Annotated in this window: 15 protein-coding genes, 1 tRNA gene and 2 pseudogenes; 4 read left to right on the top strand and 14 right to left on the bottom strand. The window is 69.8% G+C overall.

Going from position 1 to position 18,639, the window contains the following annotated elements; genetic code table 11:
- Positions 1-127 precede the first annotated feature (127 nt).
- Entirely contained in the window at positions 128-1,471 is a 1,344-nt protein-coding gene (locus AB0N14_RS07155) for an endonuclease domain-containing protein (RefSeq protein ID WP_366024699.1), read from the bottom strand.
- Positions 1,472-1,631: 160 nt separating this feature from the next.
- Between AB0N14_RS07155 and AB0N14_RS07150 the strand changes: the two genes are divergently transcribed.
- Positions 1,632-1,982, top strand: a complete 351-nt coding sequence (locus AB0N14_RS07150; RefSeq protein WP_366024698.1) for a hypothetical protein — start codon at positions 1,632-1,634, stop codon at positions 1,980-1,982.
- 211 nt (positions 1,983-2,193) lie between these two features.
- Here the strand turns inward: AB0N14_RS07150 and AB0N14_RS07145 are convergent.
- The 4 genes and pseudogenes from AB0N14_RS07145 to AB0N14_RS07130 all read right to left on the bottom strand — a co-directional run bounded on the left by AB0N14_RS07145 (position 2,194) and on the right by AB0N14_RS07130 (position 5,098).
- Positions 2,194-2,269, bottom strand: a tRNA-His gene (locus AB0N14_RS07145).
- Between the two features lie 129 nt (positions 2,270-2,398).
- Positions 2,399-3,001, bottom strand: a complete 603-nt coding sequence (orn, locus tag AB0N14_RS07140; protein WP_366024697.1) for an oligoribonuclease — start codon at positions 2,999-3,001, stop codon at positions 2,399-2,401.
- A 164-nt stretch (positions 3,002-3,165) separates the two neighbouring features.
- A pseudogene (locus AB0N14_RS07135) lies at positions 3,166-4,400 on the bottom strand (helix-turn-helix domain-containing protein).
- 377 nt (positions 4,401-4,777) lie between these two features.
- Positions 4,778-5,098: a hypothetical protein gene (locus AB0N14_RS07130; RefSeq protein ID WP_366024696.1), complete on the bottom strand. Its 321-nt coding sequence runs from the start codon at positions 5,096-5,098 to the stop codon at positions 4,778-4,780.
- Positions 5,099-5,424: 326 nt separating this feature from the next.
- Here AB0N14_RS07130 and AB0N14_RS07125 point away from each other — a divergent pair, with 326 nt between their 5' ends.
- A complete protein-coding gene (locus AB0N14_RS07125; protein WP_366024695.1) occupies positions 5,425-5,952 on the top strand; it encodes a universal stress protein in 528 nt (175 codons plus the stop codon).
- 322 nt (positions 5,953-6,274) lie between these two features.
- Positions 6,275-6,841: a GPR1/FUN34/YaaH family transporter gene (locus AB0N14_RS07120; protein ID WP_366024694.1), complete on the top strand. Its 567-nt coding sequence runs from the start codon at positions 6,275-6,277 to the stop codon at positions 6,839-6,841.
- 152 nt (positions 6,842-6,993) lie between these two features.
- Here AB0N14_RS07120 and glmS read toward each other — a convergent pair whose 3' ends face one another.
- The 3 genes and pseudogenes from glmS to AB0N14_RS07105 all read right to left on the bottom strand — a co-directional run.
- On the bottom strand, positions 6,994-8,811 hold the full coding sequence (glmS, locus tag AB0N14_RS07115; protein WP_366024693.1) for a glutamine--fructose-6-phosphate transaminase (isomerizing): 1,818 nt from the start codon (positions 8,809-8,811) through the stop codon (positions 6,994-6,996).
- 75 nt (positions 8,812-8,886) lie between these two features.
- Complete coding sequence (locus AB0N14_RS07110) at positions 8,887-9,144, bottom strand: hypothetical protein (protein WP_366024692.1); 258 nt, start codon at positions 9,142-9,144, stop codon at positions 8,887-8,889.
- Between the two features lie 112 nt (positions 9,145-9,256).
- A pseudogene (locus AB0N14_RS07105) lies at positions 9,257-9,624 on the bottom strand (DUF4429 domain-containing protein); the annotation flags it as partial.
- 94 nt (positions 9,625-9,718) lie between these two features.
- Between AB0N14_RS07105 and AB0N14_RS07100 the strand changes: the two are divergent.
- A complete protein-coding gene (locus AB0N14_RS07100) occupies positions 9,719-11,308 on the top strand; it encodes a beta-N-acetylhexosaminidase (RefSeq protein WP_366024691.1) in 1,590 nt (529 codons plus the stop codon).
- Positions 11,309-11,459: 151 nt separating this feature from the next.
- Here the strand turns inward: AB0N14_RS07100 and AB0N14_RS07095 are convergent, their stop codons facing one another.
- The 6 genes from AB0N14_RS07095 to AB0N14_RS07070 all read right to left on the bottom strand — a co-directional run bounded on the left by AB0N14_RS07095 (position 11,460) and on the right by AB0N14_RS07070 (position 18,569).
- Positions 11,460-13,232, bottom strand: a complete 1,773-nt coding sequence (locus tag AB0N14_RS07095; protein WP_366024690.1) for an IucA/IucC family siderophore biosynthesis protein — start codon at positions 13,230-13,232, stop codon at positions 11,460-11,462.
- On the bottom strand, positions 13,229-13,771 hold the full coding sequence (locus AB0N14_RS07090) for a GNAT family N-acetyltransferase (RefSeq protein ID WP_366024689.1): 543 nt from the start codon (positions 13,769-13,771) through the stop codon (positions 13,229-13,231). The genes AB0N14_RS07095 and AB0N14_RS07090 overlap by 4 nt, the downstream gene beginning before the upstream one ends.
- Positions 13,768-15,051, bottom strand: coding sequence for a SidA/IucD/PvdA family monooxygenase (locus tag AB0N14_RS07085; protein ID WP_366024688.1), 1,284 nt, complete (start codon positions 15,049-15,051; stop codon positions 13,768-13,770). Before AB0N14_RS07085 ends, AB0N14_RS07090 begins: the two co-directional genes overlap by 4 nt.
- Positions 15,035-16,477: a lysine decarboxylase DesA gene (gene desA / locus AB0N14_RS07080; RefSeq protein WP_366024687.1), complete on the bottom strand. Its 1,443-nt coding sequence runs from the start codon at positions 16,475-16,477 to the stop codon at positions 15,035-15,037. Before desA ends, AB0N14_RS07085 begins: the two co-directional genes overlap by 17 nt.
- Before the next feature lie 114 nt (positions 16,478-16,591).
- Positions 16,592-17,473, bottom strand: coding sequence for a siderophore-interacting protein (locus AB0N14_RS07075; RefSeq protein ID WP_366024686.1), 882 nt, complete (start codon positions 17,471-17,473; stop codon positions 16,592-16,594).
- Positions 17,474-17,519: 46 nt separating this feature from the next.
- Positions 17,520-18,569 (bottom strand): ABC transporter substrate-binding protein, encoded by a 1,050-nt coding sequence (locus AB0N14_RS07070; RefSeq protein ID WP_366024685.1) that lies wholly within the window; start codon positions 18,567-18,569, stop codon positions 17,520-17,522.
- Positions 18,570-18,639: the final 70 nt, after the last annotated feature.

Below are 18,639 nucleotides of genomic sequence, written 5' to 3'. Positions count from 1 at the left end.
CACCGGCGAGTCGGCGTCAGTGCCCGAGCCCCTGGGGCTGACTGGAACGGCGGTGTCATCTCAGGGAGCGGGCGACGTCGAGTCCCGCTGAACCGCCCCGTAGATCTTCGACGGCTCCGGTGCCCGCTCAAAACAGTTCTAGATCCTTGCCGCTGGTGTCCGCGATGACTGGCCGGAACTGGGCAGGGAGGCCGTCCAGGCGCTCAGGGCCGGCCGCGGCGGCCACGGCAGGGGCCGTCTCGGCCAACCAGGCACGAAACCGCTCGGCGGCTTCGCGGTAGGGGACTTGTGCCAGGACACGGTGCTCGCCGGAGGGGCAGCAGTCGACGGCGACAGTGAGCAGGCAGGAACGGGGCGTGTTCTGACTGCCCGTCCAGGACACGCGCAGGACACCGCAGGGCGTGCGCCCGCGGGGGGCGCGGTGGGTCGGTCGCAGCGATCGGCAGGCTATGTGGGCGGTCCATGCGGCGAGGTGCGGCAGGGGCAGGGTGGTGCGTGCGCGGCAGCCGGGGCAGCGGTGCCAGTGGCGGAGCCAGTCGTCGGTGTCGGTGTGGAAGAGGCGTGTGTAGCGGTTCGCCACGCGGATGTCGTTGCTGTACAGGTGGTCGGGGCGTTCCTGTGTGTTGCAGGACTGGCAGACGGGGGCGCGGACGTAGCCGTGTTCGTGGCAGTGGTCGAGCACGCTGGCGGGCGCGGTGCGGCAGACGGCGCACGCCCACCCGGCCACCCTGCGGGAGGTACCGGGCTTCCTGCTGAGCACCGAGTACAGCTGGCCTTCCAGCTCTTTGTTGTACGGGCGCAGTGAGGCGGTGGGGCCCTCGGGGCTCGTCGGCTGCCGACCGTCGGCGTCTCGGACCTGCCGGGGGTGGGAGGGCGGCTCGGTGGCGGCTGCGCTTGCCTGGCGGGTCCGCGTGGCTTGCACCCACTGCGTTTCGGTGTGCTCGGCCGCGTCGAGCAGCCTGACTACAGCGCGCGGCAGCCACCATGTGCGCTGCGTCCCGTCGCGGGTCTGCTCCACGAGTATCTGTCGCCAGTCGATCCCCGCCAGATGGTGCGGGCGGTCGACTTCACGTCGTGCTGCCCCCTCGGGGCCGCCCAGCTCCTGTAGTTCCCTCGTGATGCGCCGGCGCCAACGCAGCGGCGTTTCCTCGTTGCACTCCTGCCTGGGCGCCCTACGAAACGGACCGATGCGGACCAGGTCCTGCGGATCCATCCCCACCGCGTTCAGTTCCGCGGCCGCCCGGCGCACCTCAACCTCCGGAACACTCCACTGACCGCCGCTCGCCCTCACCGTTGCCACCACGTGGCCGCCGAGCAGGACGTACCCCACCCGGGCATGGGCAGGAGAACAGGTGAATGCCCCATAAGCCGTCGGCACAGCACTGTCGGCCGTCAAATTGACCCATAGAGCGTCCGCGGCACCCAGAGTGATCAGGCCGTCCGTGCGACCGGGCATGACACGCTCTGACATACCGACAGGCTAACGGCCTGCAACGAGCGAACGGTTCTCCAAGCGCCTCGGTCAGCGCGGAGGCACCGACATTCCTGTCGGCCGCCGCTGAGGTGGCTCGGCTGCTGGCCCTCGAAAACGCGGCGGGCGTGTCGGAAGACCGGCGCGCGGCACCTGGCCCATGGCGGTGCGCGAGCCACTACTCGAACGCGTCACCCTGTCCGAGGAGTTCTTCGCGCCGTTGATGGCCGCAGCCGTCTATGGCCCTGACCCCAGCTTCTGCCGTTGGTTCATCGAGCCCGCGCTCTACGTGTTCGGGCGCCGGCGAGTCACGGCGGCACTTCTCAACAACGCACGGATGGGCGCGGACGCGGGAACAACCGCAGGCTGGCTTCGGCGTCAGTGCCGCGACGGTTTACCCCGCATCCGCAGCACCACTGCCCTCCTCGCGTCTTTCGTCCCTGATCTGAAGGAGGCACTGGCGAGCATCGACCGGCGCGGTGACCTGCCGATGGATGGGCCCATGCTCTGATCAGGACCCGTCACTCAGCGGTGGATCGATGCACGAGAAATCTACACAGTATGTGACTGGGTGCATACGTTAAGCGATACTCCATGCGCACTTACGGCCATCGCTCCTTCCCGGGCGACTCGAACCGCGGGTGGATGGGCCGTGGTTCGGCGGTGGCCAAACGGAAGACAGGCCCATTACCTGCGTTTCCGCAGGTAATGGGCCTGTTGCGTGGGGTGAGTGACGGGACTCGAACCCGCGACATCCTGGACCACAACCAGGTGCTCTACCAGCTGAGCTACACCCACCATGACCGGTGTCTTCAACAGTGGTTTCCCCCACCGGCCGAGAAAAAGTGTACAGGGTCCGAAGGGGTGCTCGCGCCAGCGTTTCCCCGGGCGTCGGGCGTGGCGCCCCGTCGGGCCCCGCCGAGGCCGCTACCGAGCGGGCAGCACGTGCTTGGCCGCGATCGTGCGCGCCGTGTCGGAGTCGGGGCCCGGCTGCGGTACGAAGATCGCCTCCCGGTAGTAGCGCAGCTCGGCGATCGACTCGCGGATGTCGGCCAGCGCCCGGTGGTTGCCGTTCTTCTCCGGACTGTTGAAGTACGCCCGCGGGTACCAGCGCCGGGCCAGCTCCTTGATCGAGCTGACGTCCACGATCCGGTAGTGCAGGTAGTCCTCCAGCGTCGGCATGTCGCGGGACAGGAAGCCGCGGTCCGTGCCGACGGAGTTGCCGCACAGGGGGGCCTTGCCCGGTTCCTTGACCCACTCCCGTACATAGGTCAGGACCTGCTCCTCGGCGTCGGCGAGCGTCGTGCCGGCCGCCAGCTCGTCGAGCAGTCCCGAGGCGGTGTGCATCTGACGCACCACCTCCGGCATCGTCTCCAGTGCCGCGTCCGGCGGCCGGATCACGATGTCCACCCCCTCGCCGAGTACGTTCAGCTCGGAGTCGGTGACCAGCGCTGCCACCTCGATGAGCGCGTCGTCGGACAGCGAGAGGCCGGTCATCTCGCAGTCGATCCACACCATGCGATCGTTCATGTGTCCCACCTTATGGCCCGGGCGTGGCGTGCGGACCGCCCGTGCATGTGACCTGTGCACGGGCGGATACGGCGACGGGCGGGACCGGGGGTCCCACGACCCCCGGTCCCGCCCGTCCTCGCCGCCGTGCCGGCGCACGCCGGTGCGCCGGCACGGCGGTGGTGCTACGGCGCGCTGCGCTGCCCGGGCACGCTCGGGCGGCCTGCCGCGTACAGCTCGGGCACGTGCTTGCCCGGGTGGTCCGTGGACAGGGGCGCCGAGGGACCGATCCCGTTCGTCGCAGCCGTCCGGCGGGTCTGCATCGGGACCTGGGCGGACTCGGGCGCGGCCTGCGGCGCGGGCGGGCCGCCGGAGGTCTCGGCGTCCGCCTGCCGGTCGCTCTGCGGGCGGCGCGCCCGGTACGCGGCCCGGTAGGCAGCGGGCGACGAGCCGAGCTGGCGCCGGAAGTGGCCGCGCAGCGCGACCGGCGAGCGGAAGCCGCAGCGCCCGGCGACCTCGTCGACCGAGTAGTCGGAGGTCTCGAGCAGCCGCTGTGCCTGCAGCACCCGCTGGGTGATCAGCCACTGCAGCGGCGCGCTGCCGGTCAGCGAGCGGAAGCGCCGGTCGAACGTCCGCCGGCTCATGTAAGCGCGCGCCGCCAGCGTCTCCACGTCGAACTGCTCGTGGAGGTGCTCCAGCGCCCAGGCGACGACCTCCGCGAGCGGGTCGGCGCCGATCTCCTCGGGTAAAGACCGGTCGAGATAGCGCTCCTGGCCTCCGCTGCGGCGCGGCGGGACCACCAGGCGCCGGGCGAGCGCGCCCGCCGCCTCGTTGCCGTGGTCCGTGCGCACGATGTGGAGGCACAGGTCGATGCCGGCCGCCGTACCGGCCGCGTCAGGACGTCCCCGTCGTCCACGAACAGCTCGCGCGGGTCGACGTGCACCGACGGATAGCGCTTGGCCAGCGTCGGTGCGTACATCCAATGTGTGGTGGCCGGCCGTCCGTCCAGCAGCCCGGCGGCGGCCAGCACGAAGGCGCCGGTACACAGCCCCACGATGCGGGCGCCCTCCTCGTGCGCTCGGCGCAGCGCTTCGAGCGCCTCCTCCGGTGGCGGAGAGGTGATCGAACGCCAGGCCGGCACCACGACGGTGCCCGCCCGCGAGATCGCCTCCAGCCCGTACGGCGCGGTCAGTTCCAGGCCCCCTGTGGTCCGCAGCGGGCCTTCCTCGCCGGCCGCCACCAGCAGGCGGTAGCGCGGCACTCCGGCGTCCTGGCGGTCAATCCCGAACACCGAAAGCGGAATGGAACTCTCGAAGATGGGGCCGCCGCTGAACAGCAGCACCGCGACGATCTCCTTGCGGCGTCGCCCGGACAGCTTCCGGCCCGCGGCGTCCGGCGCGGCAGTTGAGTCATGGCTCATCCTGCTAAGCCCCCCTCGGTGGTCGCGGCTCCTCGGTTGTGTCGCTCCTGCACGTTTCCCCTCGGTCCTGCACGAGTCCCCCGCCGTAGAAAGTCATGATCGAATCTACTGTGTCGCGCGGTGCCGGCGTGACCAGTTCACCATCCGGCACATTGTCGACATGGCAACTTGGCGTGAAGCATTCGATCACGAAGGGTTGCACTCGTGGAGCGTGCAGGGAAGTGCGCCTCGTCCCGGTGGCCAATCCCCGTAGGGTGCGCGCGCCGTCCGGGACCCTTTCCGCGCAGGTCGAACGGGGGGTGGGGGGCCGTCCCACGGTGTGATGCACGAGATTGAGAAGTTGGCTGAAAAGATACGGGCGCGTGCGCGGAAACCGGTCAGTCGACCGGAGTGTTTCCATCGCTGTGACGTCCGCCTCTGTGCGCCCCCGCTCCGGTCCGGCTGTGGCGTCCTCGGTGCGGGGCGATCTCCTCGGCCCGCAGGCGCGCGGCACCCCGCTCCGACTGCCGGAGCAGGGCGCGGCAGGCCGCGGTGACGGCGGCGAGGCCGAGGGCGGTGCTGATGGCGGCGGCGAGGGAGACGCCGTAGCAGACGAGGACGGTGGGGACGAGGACGCAGCAGAAGGCGGCCCAGCGGGTCACGTCGCTCACGGTGTCCGGCTTGGGGCGGTTCTGGGGTGCGGTGCGGGGTGCGGGCACGGGGGCGCTCCCTGGGGCGGGGGGTCCCCCGGTTCAACGCGGGTCCGACCCGTCGGTCACTGCGGCGCCCCGGGCGGCAGCGGCCACGTACGCGCGTACCGCCCCGGAGGAAACGCCGTGCGAACCGCCTGTACGGGGCAGCAACCATTGCGTTACGGGCGTTCCCTCGTGCATGCTCCCTGGAACCCCGTGCAGCCTGTGCGGGATCTGGGCTAAGGAGGCGTGCCGCCGTACCCTTGGGGGTATGGGGACGGGAAGACGATTCCCGGACACAGCTCCGCCGCACACCGTCGTCCCCGACAAAGGATCACATCGCCGAGACAGCCATGGCCGGTCACGAATTCTCCGAACCCGCGGACCGCAAGCGGCCGGTCGCCGACCCGACGGCGACCGATCCCCTGGCGGCGGAAGAGCCACGCCCTTCGTGCGATCCCGCGTTCAAGCACGGCGTTGTCGTAGGCTTCGACGGCTCCACCTCCAGCGAGCGCGCCCTCGCGTACGCGATCGGCATGGCGTACCGCTCCGGGTCGGGCCTGATCATCGTCCATGTCGCCAACCGGCTGCCCACCACGGTGTGGGCGGGCTGCGAGCCGCCGGTCTTCGTGGACGTGCCGGACCACCGTACGGAGGTTCTGGGTCTTGAGCTGGCCTGCGCGGATCATCTCGCCGACGTGCCCTGGATCCTGGTCGAGCGCGGCGGTGACATCTGCCACGAACTCGAAGAGGTGGGCCGGGAGTACGAGGCGGACGCGATCGTCGTCGGCTCCACGCAGGGCATCGTCGGCCGCATCTTCGGCTCGGTCGCCGGCCGCCTCGCCAAGCGCGCCCAGCGCCCGGTGATCGTCATTCCCTGAGGTGTCGCTCCTCGCGGGCCCCTGGTTCGGCTACCGGGGCGCCCGGGCGGGTTGTACGCCGACTGCGGGGCGTGCGTGGTTGCGCGCGCCGTTCCCCGCGCCCCTTGCAGGGCGCGATTCACAGCCGCCGCGCGCCCGGCTTGCACCTCCGCCGTTGTGATTCCGCAACTCCCCGTTGGCCCAAGTGAGATGCGCCGTGGGTAGCGCGAACTCCCTTTCCGTTTCCCTTGGAATTCTTGGCGCGCGGAGGTGTTTGTGCCCTTGTGAAGGGCATATATCGGTCACCGCGCACCGTACACGCAGGACAAGAAGGGAGCCCGCCGTGGACAACGACGTCTCTGCGGGAGGCACCACCACCATCGTCGGCCGGCTGGCGCTCGGCGTCACGCTGCTGGCCTTCGGGCTCGGATCCACCAAGGTCATCGACGGCGTGACGACGGCCGACGCCGTGTCATTGGCCCACTATGTCGGCGGCGTAGCCCTGTTCGTCGCCGGCCTGCTCGCCTTCCGCGACCGTGACACCGCCACGGGCACCGCATTCTCGGCGCTCGGCGCCCTGTGGTTCACCTGGGCCGTCACGGCCGGCAACCAGATGTCCGACCACGCCGCCGGACTCTTCCTCCTGCTGTTCGCCCTGGTCACCCTGAGCCTGGCGCTCGGAGCCTCCGGCGGCCTGCTCGACCAGGGCACCTACGGGCTGTTCTTCGTCTCGCTGCTGCTGCTCGCCATCGGCCGCCTCGCCGGCAACGACGCGCTCGGCAAGGTCGGCGGCTGGTTCGCCGTGGCGGCGGGAGCGGTGGCCTGGTACGCGGCGACCGCGGCCCTCGCCCACTGGCCCACCACCCTTCCGCGACGCGCTGCCGGCCGGGGGGTGACGGCCGCCGGCTGAGGCAGCGACCGGGCCGGGGTATGGGCGGCCCCGGCCCCCTGAAAGAGCAACCCCCTGTGGTGGTGGCACACAGGGGGTTGCTGACGCTCAGGCCCGGCCTGCCGAGAGGCAGTTGGACCGCAAGCAGTCGGCCGGCAGGGAGTCGGTCGCGCCTACTCCACCGTCACGGACTTCGCCAGGTTCCGCGGCTTGTCGATGTCCCGGCCCAGCGCCAAGGCCGTGTGGTAGGCGAGGAGTTGCAGCGGAATGCCCATCAGGATCGGGTCCAGTTCGTCCTCGTTCTTCGGCACCACGATCGTGTGGTCGGCCTTCTCCTGCTCCTGGTGCGCCACCGCGAGGATCTTGCCGCTGCGGGCCTTGATCTCCTCCATGGCCGCGCGGTTCTTCTCCAGCAGGTCGTCGTCCGGCACGATCGCGACCGTCGGCAGGGCCGGCTCGATCAGCGCCAGCGGACCGTGCTTCAGCTCGGAGGCCGGGTAGGCCTCGGCGTGGATGTAGGAGACCTCCTTCAGCTTCAACGAGGCCTCACGGGCCACCGGGTAGCCGCGCACGCGCCCGATGAACAGCATCGAACGGGCGTCCGCGAACTGCTCCGCCAGCTTCTTGATCTCCTCTTCCTGCTTCAGGACCTCGGAGATCTGCTCCGGCAGCTTCCGCAGGCCCTCGATGATCCGCTTGCCGTCACGGACGGACAGGTCGCGGGTGCGGCCCAGGTGCAGTGCCAGCAGCGCGAACGCCACCGTCGTGTTCGTGAAGCACTTGGTGGACACCACACACACCTCGGGCCCCGCGTGGACGTACATGCCGCCGTCCGCCTCACGCGCGATCGCCGAGCCGACCACGTTGACGATGCCCAGCACCCGCGCGCCCTTGCGCTTCAGCTCCTGCACGGCCGCCAGCACGTCGTACGTCTCACCGGACTGCGACACCGCCACGTACAGCGTGTCGGGGTCCACGACGGCGTTGCGGTAGCGGAACTCCGACGCCGGCTCGGCGTCGGCCGGGATACGAGCCAGCTCCTCGATCATCTGGGCACCGATCATGCCCGCGTGGTACGAGGTGCCGCAGCCGAGGATCTTCACACGGCGGATCTGCCGCGCCTCGCGGGCGTCCAGGTTCAGGCCGCCCAGGTGCACGGTCGAGAACCGGTCGTCGATGCGGCCGCGCAGCACCCGGTCCACGGCGTCGGCCTGCTCGTGGATCTCCTTGTGCATGTAGGTGTCGTGGCCGCCCATGTCGTACGACTCGGCCTCCCACTCCACGGTGGTCGGCTCGGCCGTCGTACGGGTGCCCTCGGTGGTGTAGGTGCGGAAGTCGTCGGCCTTCAGCGTCGCCATCTCGCCGTCGTCCAGCGTCACTATCTGGCGGGTGTGGGCGACGAGGGCGGCGACGTCGGAGGCGACGAACATCTCCTTCTCGCCGATGCCGAGCACGACGGGGGAGCCGTTGCGGGCCACCACGATCCGGTCCGGGAAGTCGGCGTGCATCACGGCGATGCCGTACGTGCCCTCCACCAGCCGCAGCGCCTGGCGGACCTTCTCCTCCAGCGTCTCGGCCTGGGAGCGGGCGATGAGGTGGGTGAGGACCTCGGTGTCGGTCTCGGAGAGGAACTCGACGCCGTCCGCCTCCAGCTTCTTCCTCAGCTCGGAGGCGTTGTCGATGATGCCGTTGTGGACGACGGCGACCTTGTTGTCGGCCGACAGGTGCGGGTGCGCGTTGACGTCGGAGGGGGCGCCGTGGGTGGCCCAGCGGGTGTGGGCGATGCCGGTGGTGCCCTTGAAGCGCGCGGGGACCTTGGCCTCCAGGTCGCGGACCCGGCCCTTGGCCTTGACCATCCTCAGGCCCGCCGACTTCGGCGAGGTGATGACGATGCCCGCCGAGTCGTAACCGCGGTACTCCAGCCGCTGCAGACCCTCCAGCAGGAGTGGGGCCACATCGCGCTTACCGATGTATCCGACGATTCCGCACATATGTTTCCTTAAGTCCCTTTTGTCCCTATTTGGATGGGGCGGTCATCCGGTGGCTCAGTCCTGGAAGTCGTGGACTCAGCCGTAGACGATGCGCCGCAGTTGCCGGAGCGTGAGCTCGGGCGGTGCCACCGCGCGATACTTCAGGTCCGCCTCGATCCGTTCGAAGATCGACGCGTTCACCAGTCCTTGGGCCTGCAGTTCGCGGTGGCGGCGACGGACGAACTCCTCCGTCGTCTCGTCGAAGTAGGCGAGCACGTCCTGGATCACGCGCAGCGCCTCGCCCCGGTTCAGGGGCGTGGTCCGCGTCAGGTGATCAACAAGTTCGTCGTGCACCCGGTAGATCCTGAGGTAAGAGCGGCGGAATCGCAAGAATCGTGCCCGATTTCGGGCAGATGCCTGTTGAGGTTCTTATCGGGTCCCGTTCGACGGCTGTCCATCCTGTGTCCTGGGCAAGCACCAGCGCGTCCCGCACCTCGTCCGCCACGTACTCGCCGACGCCGTAGCGGTCGGACTCGACGGTCAGCTGGTACGGGTCGTCGGAGTCCTTCAGCCTGCGGCCGGTCGCCTGCAGATGGGGGTCCCCCCACGCCGTTCAGGCAGTGGGGGAGGACAGGCGCCGTCGCGCAGCCGCAGCCTGAGCCGTCCGGCCTTCTTCCCCTGCTCGAACGAGATCCCCGCCAACGCCTCGAGCGGAACGGTCAGTTCACCCAACGTGCGACGGAACAGCCCGACACTCTTGTCGCGACCGGGGGTCAACCGTAAGGCGTCACCGTCGAAACTCCACGTACCGTCCTTCTGGATGATTTCCGCCATGCCGGGGATTGTTCCACCCCGTTCGCGAGAGAGTGGTCTATACCCATCGGGGCCGGACTGACCGGCCCGTGGCACCTCGTGGAAGGGAGCGCATGTGACACAGCACCACAGAACGCCCCGCCTCCTCGGCACCCTGCTGCTCGTCGCGGCGGCGGGGCTGTCCGTCACCGCCGCGGCACCCGCCCCGGCCGCCCGCACCGCCACCCCTCTTGACCGGGTGGTCCCGGCGCCCGCCTCGGTCCACCCGGGCGGAGCCCCGTACGAGATCACCCCCGCTACCGGCATCCGCGTGGACGACTCCGGCCCGGTCCGCCGCATCGGCGGCTACCTCGCCGACGTCCTGCGGCCCTCGACCGGCTACCGGCTGCCGGTCACCACGCACGGCACCGGCGGCATCCGGCTACGCCTCCAGGACGGCCCGTACGGCGACGAGGGCTACCGCCTCGACAGCGGCCCCCGAGGCGTGACCCTCACCGCCCGTGAGCCCGCCGGCCTCTTCCACGGCGTGCAGACGCTGCGCCAGCTCCTGCCCGCGGCCGTGGAGAAGAAGACCGTGCAGCACGGCCCCTGGCCGGTCGCGGGCGGCACCGTCACGGACACCCCGCGCTACGCCTACCGAGGCGCGATGCTCGACGTCGCGCGGCACTTCTTCACCGTCGCCCAGGTCAAGCGCTTCGTCGACGCCCTGGCCCTCTACAAGGGGAACGCTCTGCACCTGCACCTGAGCGACGACCAGGGCTGGCGCATCGCCATCGACTCCTGGCCGCGCCTGGCGACCTACGGAGGCTCGACCGAGGTCGGCGGCGGCCAGGGCGGCTACTACACCAAGGCCGACTACCAGGAGATCGTCCGCTACGCGGCGTCGCGCTACGTCGAGGTCGTCCCCGAGATCGACATGCCCGGCCACACCAACGCCGCCCTGGCCTCGTACGCCGACCTGAACTGCGACGGCACGGCGCCGCCGCTGTACACCGGCACCGACGTCGGCTTCAGCTCGCTGTGCGTGCGGAAGCAGGTGACGTACGACTTCGTGGACGACGTCATTCGTGAACTCGCCGCGCTCACACCGGGCCGCTACCTCCACATCGGCGGCGACGAGGCGCACTCCACCAGCCACGACGACTACGTGAAGTTCATGGACCGCGTGCAGCCGATCGTCGAGCGGTACGGCAAGACGGTGATCGGCTGGCACCAGCTGACCGGGGCGCACCCGGTCAAGGGCGCGCTCGCACAGTACTGGGGGCTCGACAGCACCAGCGCGACCGAGAAGGCCCAGGTCGCCGAGGCCGCGCGCAACGGCACCCGGCTGATCCTGTCCCCGGCCGACCGGATCTACCTCGACATGAAGTACACCGCCGACACACCGCTGGGGCAGGACTGGGCCGGGCTGGTCGAGGTGCGCCGCTCCTACGACTGGGACCCGGGCGCCTACCTCCCCGGCGCGCCGGCCTCCGCGATCGCCGGAGTCGAGGCACCGCTGTGGTCCGAGACGATCGTCACGGACCACGACATCGACTGGATGACCTTCCCGCGGCTGCCGGGCGCCGCTGAACTGGGCTGGTCCCCGGCGGCCACGCACGACTGGAACACCTACCGGGTGCGGCTCGCGGCCCAGGCGCCACGCTGGGACGCCCTCGGCATCGCCTACTACCGCTCGCCGCAGGTCCCCTGGCCGACGAGCTGAACCGAGCCGAGCCGACCGAACCGAACCGAGCCGAGCCGACCGAACGGAGGCGAGCCGAGCCGACCGAACGGAGGCGAGCCGAGCCGAACAAAGGCCGACGGGCACCCCGGTGGACCGTACACCGGGGTGCCCGCCCGTCTGCGACCGCGGACTACAGGCCCGCGATCGGGTTCTTCAGGGTCCCGGCCAGCTGCAGCGCCCCCGACGGGTCCGCCAGGTCCACCATCTGCTCGTTGTTCCGCAGTTGCAGCCGGTTGAGGCAGGACAGGGCGAAGTCCGGGGCGAACAGGTCGTACTGGCGGAACCTTTCGGCGAGCTGCGGGTTCGCGTCCTGGTACTCGTGGGCGACCTCCGCGACCGTCCCCCAGAAGTCCTCCTCCTCGAGGATCCCCTCGGTGGCGAGGTGCGCCGCGACGAAGCGGAAGAAGCAGTCGAAGACGTCCGTGAAGACCGACAGGAGCTTCTTGTCCTCCGGGACCTCCACGCGGATCCGCGCCACCTCCGGCGGCAGCACCGCCTCCGGGTCCATGACCGCGATCTCCTCCGCTATGTCCTTGAAGATCGCGCGCTGTACGACGTCGTCCTTCAGGACGAGGATGACGTTCTCGCCGTGCGGCATGAACACCAGGTCGTAGGCGTAGAAGCTGTGCAGGAGCGGGGTGAGGTAGGCCCGCAGACAGTGCCGCAGCCACTCCCTCGGCGGGAGCCCCGAGCGCTCGATCAGCGCCCCCGCGAAGGACGCGCCCTCGTGGTCGACATGGGCGAGGGACGCCATGGTGGCCAGAGTCTCGCCGTCCTGGAGCGAGGGCAACGGGCTCTCCCGCCACAGGGCCGCGAGCATCTTCCGGTACGGGGAGCAGCGGTCGGTGGCGGCCTCGTACTCCAGGTGGCGGTAGCCGACGGCCGCGCGCTCCCGGATGATCGTCAGGCCCGTCGACTTCAGCACCGGGTCGTTCTCGATCAGCCGGGCCAGCCAGTCGTTGATCGCCGGGGTGGCCTCCATGTACGCGGCCGACAGCCCCCGCATGAAGCCCATGTTGAGCACGGACAGGGCCGTTTTGACGTAGTGCTTCTCCGGGTGCGAGGTGTTGAAGAAGGTCCGTATGGACTGCTGCGCCAGGTACTCGTCGTCGCCCTCACCGAGGCACACCAGGTTCCGCCGGGCGACCTCGGCGGCGAAGGTGACGGTGAGCTTGTTCCACCACTGCCAGGGGTGGACGGGGATGAGGAGGTAGTCGGCCGGGTCCAGGCCCTGGTCGCGCAGGATGCCGTTGAACCGCTCGACGGTCTCGGCGCCCAGCTCCTGCCGGATGAACGACTCGTACTCGAGACCGACCCCCGCCGTGAACGCCGCCCGTGAGCGGTGCGCCGCCAGCCACACCAGCCGCACCGGGCTCGCGGTCTCGGGCGCGTAGGACAGGTACTCGTGGATGCCGAAGCCGAGCCGCCCGTTGTTGGCGACGAAGCAGGGGTGGCCCTCCGTCATCCCCGTCTCGATCGCCTGGAACCCGGAGCGGGCCAGCTCCGCCGACGTGACCTGCGGCTTGGTCAGCTTGTAGCAGATGCCGGAGACGGTGGAGGAGATCTCCTCCAGGTAGACGGGCAGGATGTCGTCGCTCAGGCCCAGCGACCGCCTGAGCTCGATGAAGAAGTCCAGTGCGGCGAGCGGCAGCTCGGTGCCGTCGCGGTGACGGGTGATCGAGTCCGCGTCGACCTGCCAGTGGTCGAGGGCGCGCAGGGTGGCCGCGAAGCGGTAGTGGGTGAGCCCGTCGTCGCTGAGGACGAGGTACCGGCCGTCCTCCTCCCGCTCGGGGGTGATCAGCCGCTCATGGGCGAACTCGGCGAGCGCCTTGCGTAGGAGGAGGCGGTTGGCCTTCTCCCAGCGCTCGGGGGACAGATGGGCCACCGCGTCGGCGAGGGTCATGCCGCCACCGCCTTCGCGAACCGCTCACGGGTGCAGAAACTCAACAGGGCCTTCTTCTCGGGCTTCTCGATCTCGCGTTCGGGCACGAACCCCACCGCCTCGTTCAGGGCGTGCACGGCCGTGTTGCGCACATCGGGCTCGACGACGACCCGCCGTGTGGCGGAGTCCTCGAACAGGTGTCGCATCACGGCGGTGATGACGGCCCGGGTGAACCCGTGCACGGGCGTGTCGGTCGGCGCCACCAGGAAGTGCATGCCGACGTCTCCCGGCTCCGGCTCGTACAGCCCGACCAGCTCCCGGTGGGCCGGGTGGTACCTCTCCATCAGGAAGGCGGGCTCGCCGTCGTGCAACCCGAGCAGCGCGTGGTGGTGCTCGTCGGCCGCGATCTCCCGGTAGGCGCGCTCCACGTCGCCGACCGTGGCGTCCTGCATCATCCAGAAGGCCGCCTTGGGGTGCGTGACCCAGGCGTGCAGCAGCTCGGCGTCCCGGCCCGGGTCGACGGGGCGGAGGGTGAAGGTGCCGATGTCGACGGTGCTCATGCGGCGAACTCCTGGAAGGCGATCGTCTTCTCGACGGGGTAGTACTCGGTGCCGAGCAGCTCCCGGATGATGTACGCGTTCCGGTAGGCGCCCATGCCCAGGTCGGGTGAGGTGATCGAGTGGGTGTGGACGCCGGCGTTCTGCAGGAACACGCCCCGGCCGGTGACGTCGATCGCGTAGTTGCGGGCCACGTCGAAGTTGCCGTGCCGGTCGTAGCGCAGACGGTCGCGGACGGGCCTCAGGAACCCGGGTTCGACGTACTTGTATCCGGTGGCGAGGATCAGGGCCTGGGAGCGCAGCTCGTGGTCCTTCTCCTGCTCCTCCTGGCGGAAGGTGAGGGTGTAGGTGCCGTCCTCGTACGTGGCTCTCGTCAGCGCAGAGTTGGTGAGCAGGCGGGTCGGGACCGGGCCGTCGAGGTTCTTCTGGTACAGCAGGTCGAAGATCTCGTTGATCAGGTCGCTGTCGATACCCTTGAACAGGCCCTTCTGCTGTTCCGTGAGGCGGTAGCGGGTCCGCTCGGGCAGCGCGTGGAAGTAGTCGATGTACTCCGGGGAGGTCATCTCCAGCGTGAGCTTGGTGTACTCGAGGGGGAAGAAGCGCGGGGAGCGGGTCACCCAGTTCAGCCGGTAGCCGTGGACGTCGATCTCCGCGAGCAGGTCGCGGTAGATCTCCGCGGCGGACTGGCCGCTGCCGACCAGGGTGATCGACTCCTTGGCCTGGAGCTGGTGCTTGTGGTCCAGGTAGCGGGAGTTGTGGATGACGTCACCGCCGAGACCGCGGCAGGGCTCCGGGATGTGGGGAGGGGTACCGGTGCCGAGGACCAGGTGCCGGGCGCGGTAGGTGCCGCCGTCCTGCGTCCGTACGACGTACACCTCGTCCCGGTCCGCGTACGTCACCTCGGTGACCGTCGTGTTGAAGCGGACGCCGGCGAGCTTCTCGGCGGCCCAGCGACAGTAGTCGTCGTACTCGACGCGCAGTGGGTAGAAGTTCTCGCGGATGTAGAACGAGTACAGCCTGCCCTGCTCCTTCAGGTAGTTGAGGAAGGAGTACGGGGAGGTGGGGTCGGCCAGGGTGACCAGGTCCGACAGGAACGGCGTCTGGAGGTGGGCGCCCTCCAGGAACATCCCCGAGTGCCACTCGAAGGTGGGCTTGGACTCCAGGAAGAGGCCGTCGAGGCCCTCGATCGGCTCGGTGAGGCAGGCGAGGCCGAGGTTGAAGGGGCCGAGCCCGATCCCGACGAAGTCGTACGTCTTCCCGGTGGCTTCAGGACGCGCGGTCAAGGGACTCTCCCAGGTACTGCTCGGCGTGGCCGGCGATCAGATCGAGGACGGTGGCGATGTCGTCCACCGTGGTCTCGGGGTTGAGCAGGGTGAACTTCAGGTAGTGGCGGCCGGCGACCTTGGTGCCTGCGACGACCGCGTCACCGGAGGCGAACAGGGCCTTGCGGGCGTGCAGGTTGGCGCGGTCGATGTCGGCCGGGTCGGTGACGGCGGAGGGGATGTGGCGGAAGACCAGCGTGGACAGCTGCGGTTCGACGACGACGTCGTAGCGCGGGTCGGCGGCGAGCAGCTTCCAGCCCTCGGCCGCCAGGTCGCAGACCTCGTCGAAGAGCTGTCCGATGCCGTCGGCGCCCATCACGCGCAGCGTCATCCACAGCTTGAGGGCGTCGAAGCGGCGGGTCGTTTGCAGGGACTTGTCGACCTGGTTGGGGATGCGCTCCCGCACCGCGCTGCGCGGGTTGAGGTACTCCGCGTGGTAGGTGGCGTGCCGCAGCGTGGCGGCGTCGCGGACCAGGACGGCCGACGAACTCACCGGCTGGAAGAAGGACTTGTGGTAGTCGACGGTGACCGAGTCGGCACGTTCGATGCCGTGGAGGAGGCCGCGGCGGCGGGGCGAGACCAGCAGTCCGCAGCCGTAGGCCGCGTCCACGTGCATCCAGGTACCGTACTGGGCGCACAGCTCGGCGATCTCGGGCAGCGGGTCGATGGAGCCGAAGTCGGTGGTGCCGGCGGTGGCGACGACGGCCATCGGGATCAGACCGTCCCGGGTGCAGCGCTCCAGCTCGTGGGCGAGGGCGACGGTCTGCATGCGCCGGTCGTGGCCGACGGGGACGGCGACGACGGACTCGGGGCCGAGGCCGAGGAGTTTCGCGGACTTCCTGACGCTGAAGTGGCTGACCTCGGAGGTGAAGATGCGCAGCCTGGCGAGAGTGTTGCTCTTGGCCTCCTCGCGGGCCAGCAGCAGGGCCTGGAGGTTGGACTGGGTGCCGCCGGAGGTGAACACGCCGTCGGCGGCCGGGCCGAGGCCGATCCGCTCGGCGGTCCAGTCGATGAGCCTGCGCTCGATCAGGGTGCCGCCCGCCGACTGGTCCCAGGTGTCCAGGGAGGAGTTGACGGCGGACAGGACGGCCTCGCCGAGCACGGCCGGGATGACGACCGGGCAGTTGAGGTGGGCGAGGTAGCGGGGGTGGTGGAAGTAGACCGCGTCGCGGAGGTAGAGCTCCTCCAGCTCGTCCAGGGCCGCGGTGGTGTCGTGCAGCGGGCGGTCCAGGTCGACCCCGTCGATGCGGGGGGCGAGGGCGTCGACCGTGACGCCGGTGAACGGACGGTCGGTGGTGGCGAGTCGGTCGGCCACCCGCTCTACTCCTTCGGTCACGGAGCGGCGGTAGTGCTCCGCGGTGAGGCCATTGAGCAGGTGCGAGCGCATGTGGGTCCTCCGGTGGGGGAGTCCGGGCGGGACAGCAGAAGGGCGAAGTCGTGCAAATTTAGGTTAGCCTAACCTAAGTTGATCTAGGGAAACTCCGCCCCGTCGTGACCGCCGTCACTGCTGCTCGCGCACCTGCTCCTCGCTCAGCCCGTGCCGCCAGTAGCCGACGAAGGTGACACGCCGACGGTCGACACCGCGCTCGCCGACGAAGTGCCGGCGCAGCTCCTTCACCCGGCCGGCCTCGCCCGCGATCCACACGTACGGGGCCTTCGCGGGCGGGAGTTCGGCGTCCCGCAGCGCGGCGAGAGTCATGGGGGACCTCTCGCCGTCGCGTACGAGCCAGGTGATCTCGGCGTCCGCCCGAGTCACCAGGTCCTGGATGTCACCGGCCTGCCCGACCTCCAGCCAGACCTGGGCGAGCGTGCCCGGGGGCAGCGACTCGAGGATCGCGGAGGCGGCGGGTACGGCGGTCTCGTCGGCCCAGATCACCACCAGGTCGGTGTCCTCGGGCGGACGGAAGCGGATCGCGCGGTTGTCCTCGACGGCCGGGCCGAGGAGGACGACCCGGTCGCCGGGGGTGGCCCGGGAGGCCCAGCGGGAGGCGGGACCGGCGGGTGCCGTGGCGGCCGGCTCGATGCCGTGCAGCACGAAGTCGATGTCGATCTCGTCGGGATCGCGGCGCAGGGCGCGCAGCGTGTACGAGCGCATCACCGCCCGTACGTCGTCGGGGAGTTCGCGCCAGCCGTGCCACCAGCCTCCCCCACTCCCGGCTTCGCTCGAGCGGGGGGACCCCCATCCCAGGTGAAGGGGGATGACGGGCTCCGGCTGCCCGGGATGCGGCAGGAACAGGGACAGGCTCTGGTCGCGTCCGTCGGAGCGGAAGGCGTTCAGGTCGTCTCCGGCGAAGGTGACCCGGACGAGAGACGGGCCGAGCCGTCTCGTCCGTACGACCTGAAGGGAGAAGAAACGGAACGGGGCGGCCACGGCCGTCGTCATGAGTGCTCCTGAACCATCGTCAGGGAAAGGGCGGGGGAGGGGTGGTTCAGCTGACCTTCGTGGCCGTCTCGATCGCCTTGGCGAGGTCCTCGAGCAGCGGGGCGCACTTGTCGTACGACAGGATGGGCTCGGGGTTGCGGGCGATGACCTGGCCCGCCTTGACCGCGGGGAGCTTCTTCCAGGTCGCCTCGGTGATGTCGGCGGGCTGGATGGCCGAGGTGCGGTTGTCCATCATGATGACGTCGGCCTTGTACTTGTCGACGTTCTCCCAGCTGAGGTTCTCGAACCAGCCTCCGCTCGCCTTCAGCGCGGAGGCGGGCGGCTCGACGAAGTTCACGCCGAGGGCCTTGAAGTACTCCAGGTCGATCGAGAGGTTGGTTCCGGAGACGTAGAAGACGTCCTGGCTCGCGGACCCCGCCAGCACCTTGATGCCGAGCTTGGCCTTGGCGGCGGCGCGCAACCGGGTGGCGGCCACCTCGAACCGCTTCTTCGCCTGGGCGGTCTTCGCGGAGGCGGTGTCCGCGCCGAGCGACTTGGCGAGTTCCAGCATCCGCTGCAGGGGCTCGGGCATCTGGCGGTCGTAGACGGAGATCCCGACGCTCGGGGCGCCCACGGCGAGGATCTTCTTCCTGGACTCCTCGGGCACGTACCAGAGCGTCCCGGCACCGTCGAACATGGTGGTGACGAGGAGGTCGGGGGCGAGGGCCGCGTACTTCTCGATGTTGAACTGGCCCCATTCGTTGCCGAGGACGGTGACCTTGTCGACGTCGAGGTCGCCGGCCTGGACGTCGGCCTTGCCGTCCTTGGTCTTCGTCGGCCCGAAGACGCCCTTCACGTCGACGCCGTAGTCGTGCAGCGCGGCGGCGACACCGACGAACGCGACGATGTTCGACGGCACCTTGTCCGCCTTGGCGGTCTGCCCGCGGTCGTCCTTGAACGACCAGGGACCGGACTTGCCGGCCGCGGCCCCGCTGCCCGAGCCGCCGCTTTTCGCCTTCTCGTCCCCGCAGGCCGCGAGCACGGCACCGAGACCGAGGGCGCCGCCGGCGGTGAGGATGCCGCGGCGGGTGAGACGGGTGGCGGGGGCTTTGGACATGGGTGTGGTCTGCTTTCGTGCGTACGGGGCGACTGACCGGATCATGGTTAGGTTAGCCTAACCTCACATC

The organism is Streptomyces sp. NPDC051104 (assembly GCF_040682835.1).
Lineage (GTDB): Bacteria > Actinomycetota > Actinomycetes > Streptomycetales > Streptomycetaceae > Streptomyces > Streptomyces cynarae.
This window is presented reverse-complemented; position numbering and strand designations above follow the sequence as displayed.

Coding starts and splice junctions, on each gene's coding strand:
- AB0N14_RS07125 (WP_366024695.1), top strand. CDS start 5,425: ATGGCCGGTCACGAATTCTCCGAACCCGCGGACCGCAAGCGGCCGGTC.
- AB0N14_RS07095 (WP_366024690.1), bottom strand. CDS start 13,232: ATGACCCTCGCCGACGCGGTGGCCCATCTGTCCCCCGAGCGCTGGGAG.
- glmS (WP_366024693.1), bottom strand. CDS start 8,811: ATGTGCGGAATCGTCGGATACATCGGTAAGCGCGATGTGGCCCCACTC.
- AB0N14_RS07070 (WP_366024685.1), bottom strand. CDS start 18,569: ATGTCCAAAGCCCCCGCCACCCGTCTCACCCGCCGCGGCATCCTCACC.
- AB0N14_RS07155 (WP_366024699.1), bottom strand. CDS start 1,471: ATGTCAGAGCGTGTCATGCCCGGTCGCACGGACGGCCTGATCACTCTG.
- AB0N14_RS07150 (WP_366024698.1), top strand. CDS start 1,632: ATGGCGGTGCGCGAGCCACTACTCGAACGCGTCACCCTGTCCGAGGAG.
- orn (WP_366024697.1), bottom strand. CDS start 3,001: ATGAACGATCGCATGGTGTGGATCGACTGCGAGATGACCGGCCTCTCG.
- desA (WP_366024687.1), bottom strand. CDS start 16,477: ATGCGCTCGCACCTGCTCAATGGCCTCACCGCGGAGCACTACCGCCGC.
- AB0N14_RS07075 (WP_366024686.1), bottom strand. CDS start 17,473: ATGACGACGGCCGTGGCCGCCCCGTTCCGTTTCTTCTCCCTTCAGGTC.
- AB0N14_RS07090 (WP_366024689.1), bottom strand. CDS start 13,771: ATGAGCACCGTCGACATCGGCACCTTCACCCTCCGCCCCGTCGACCCG.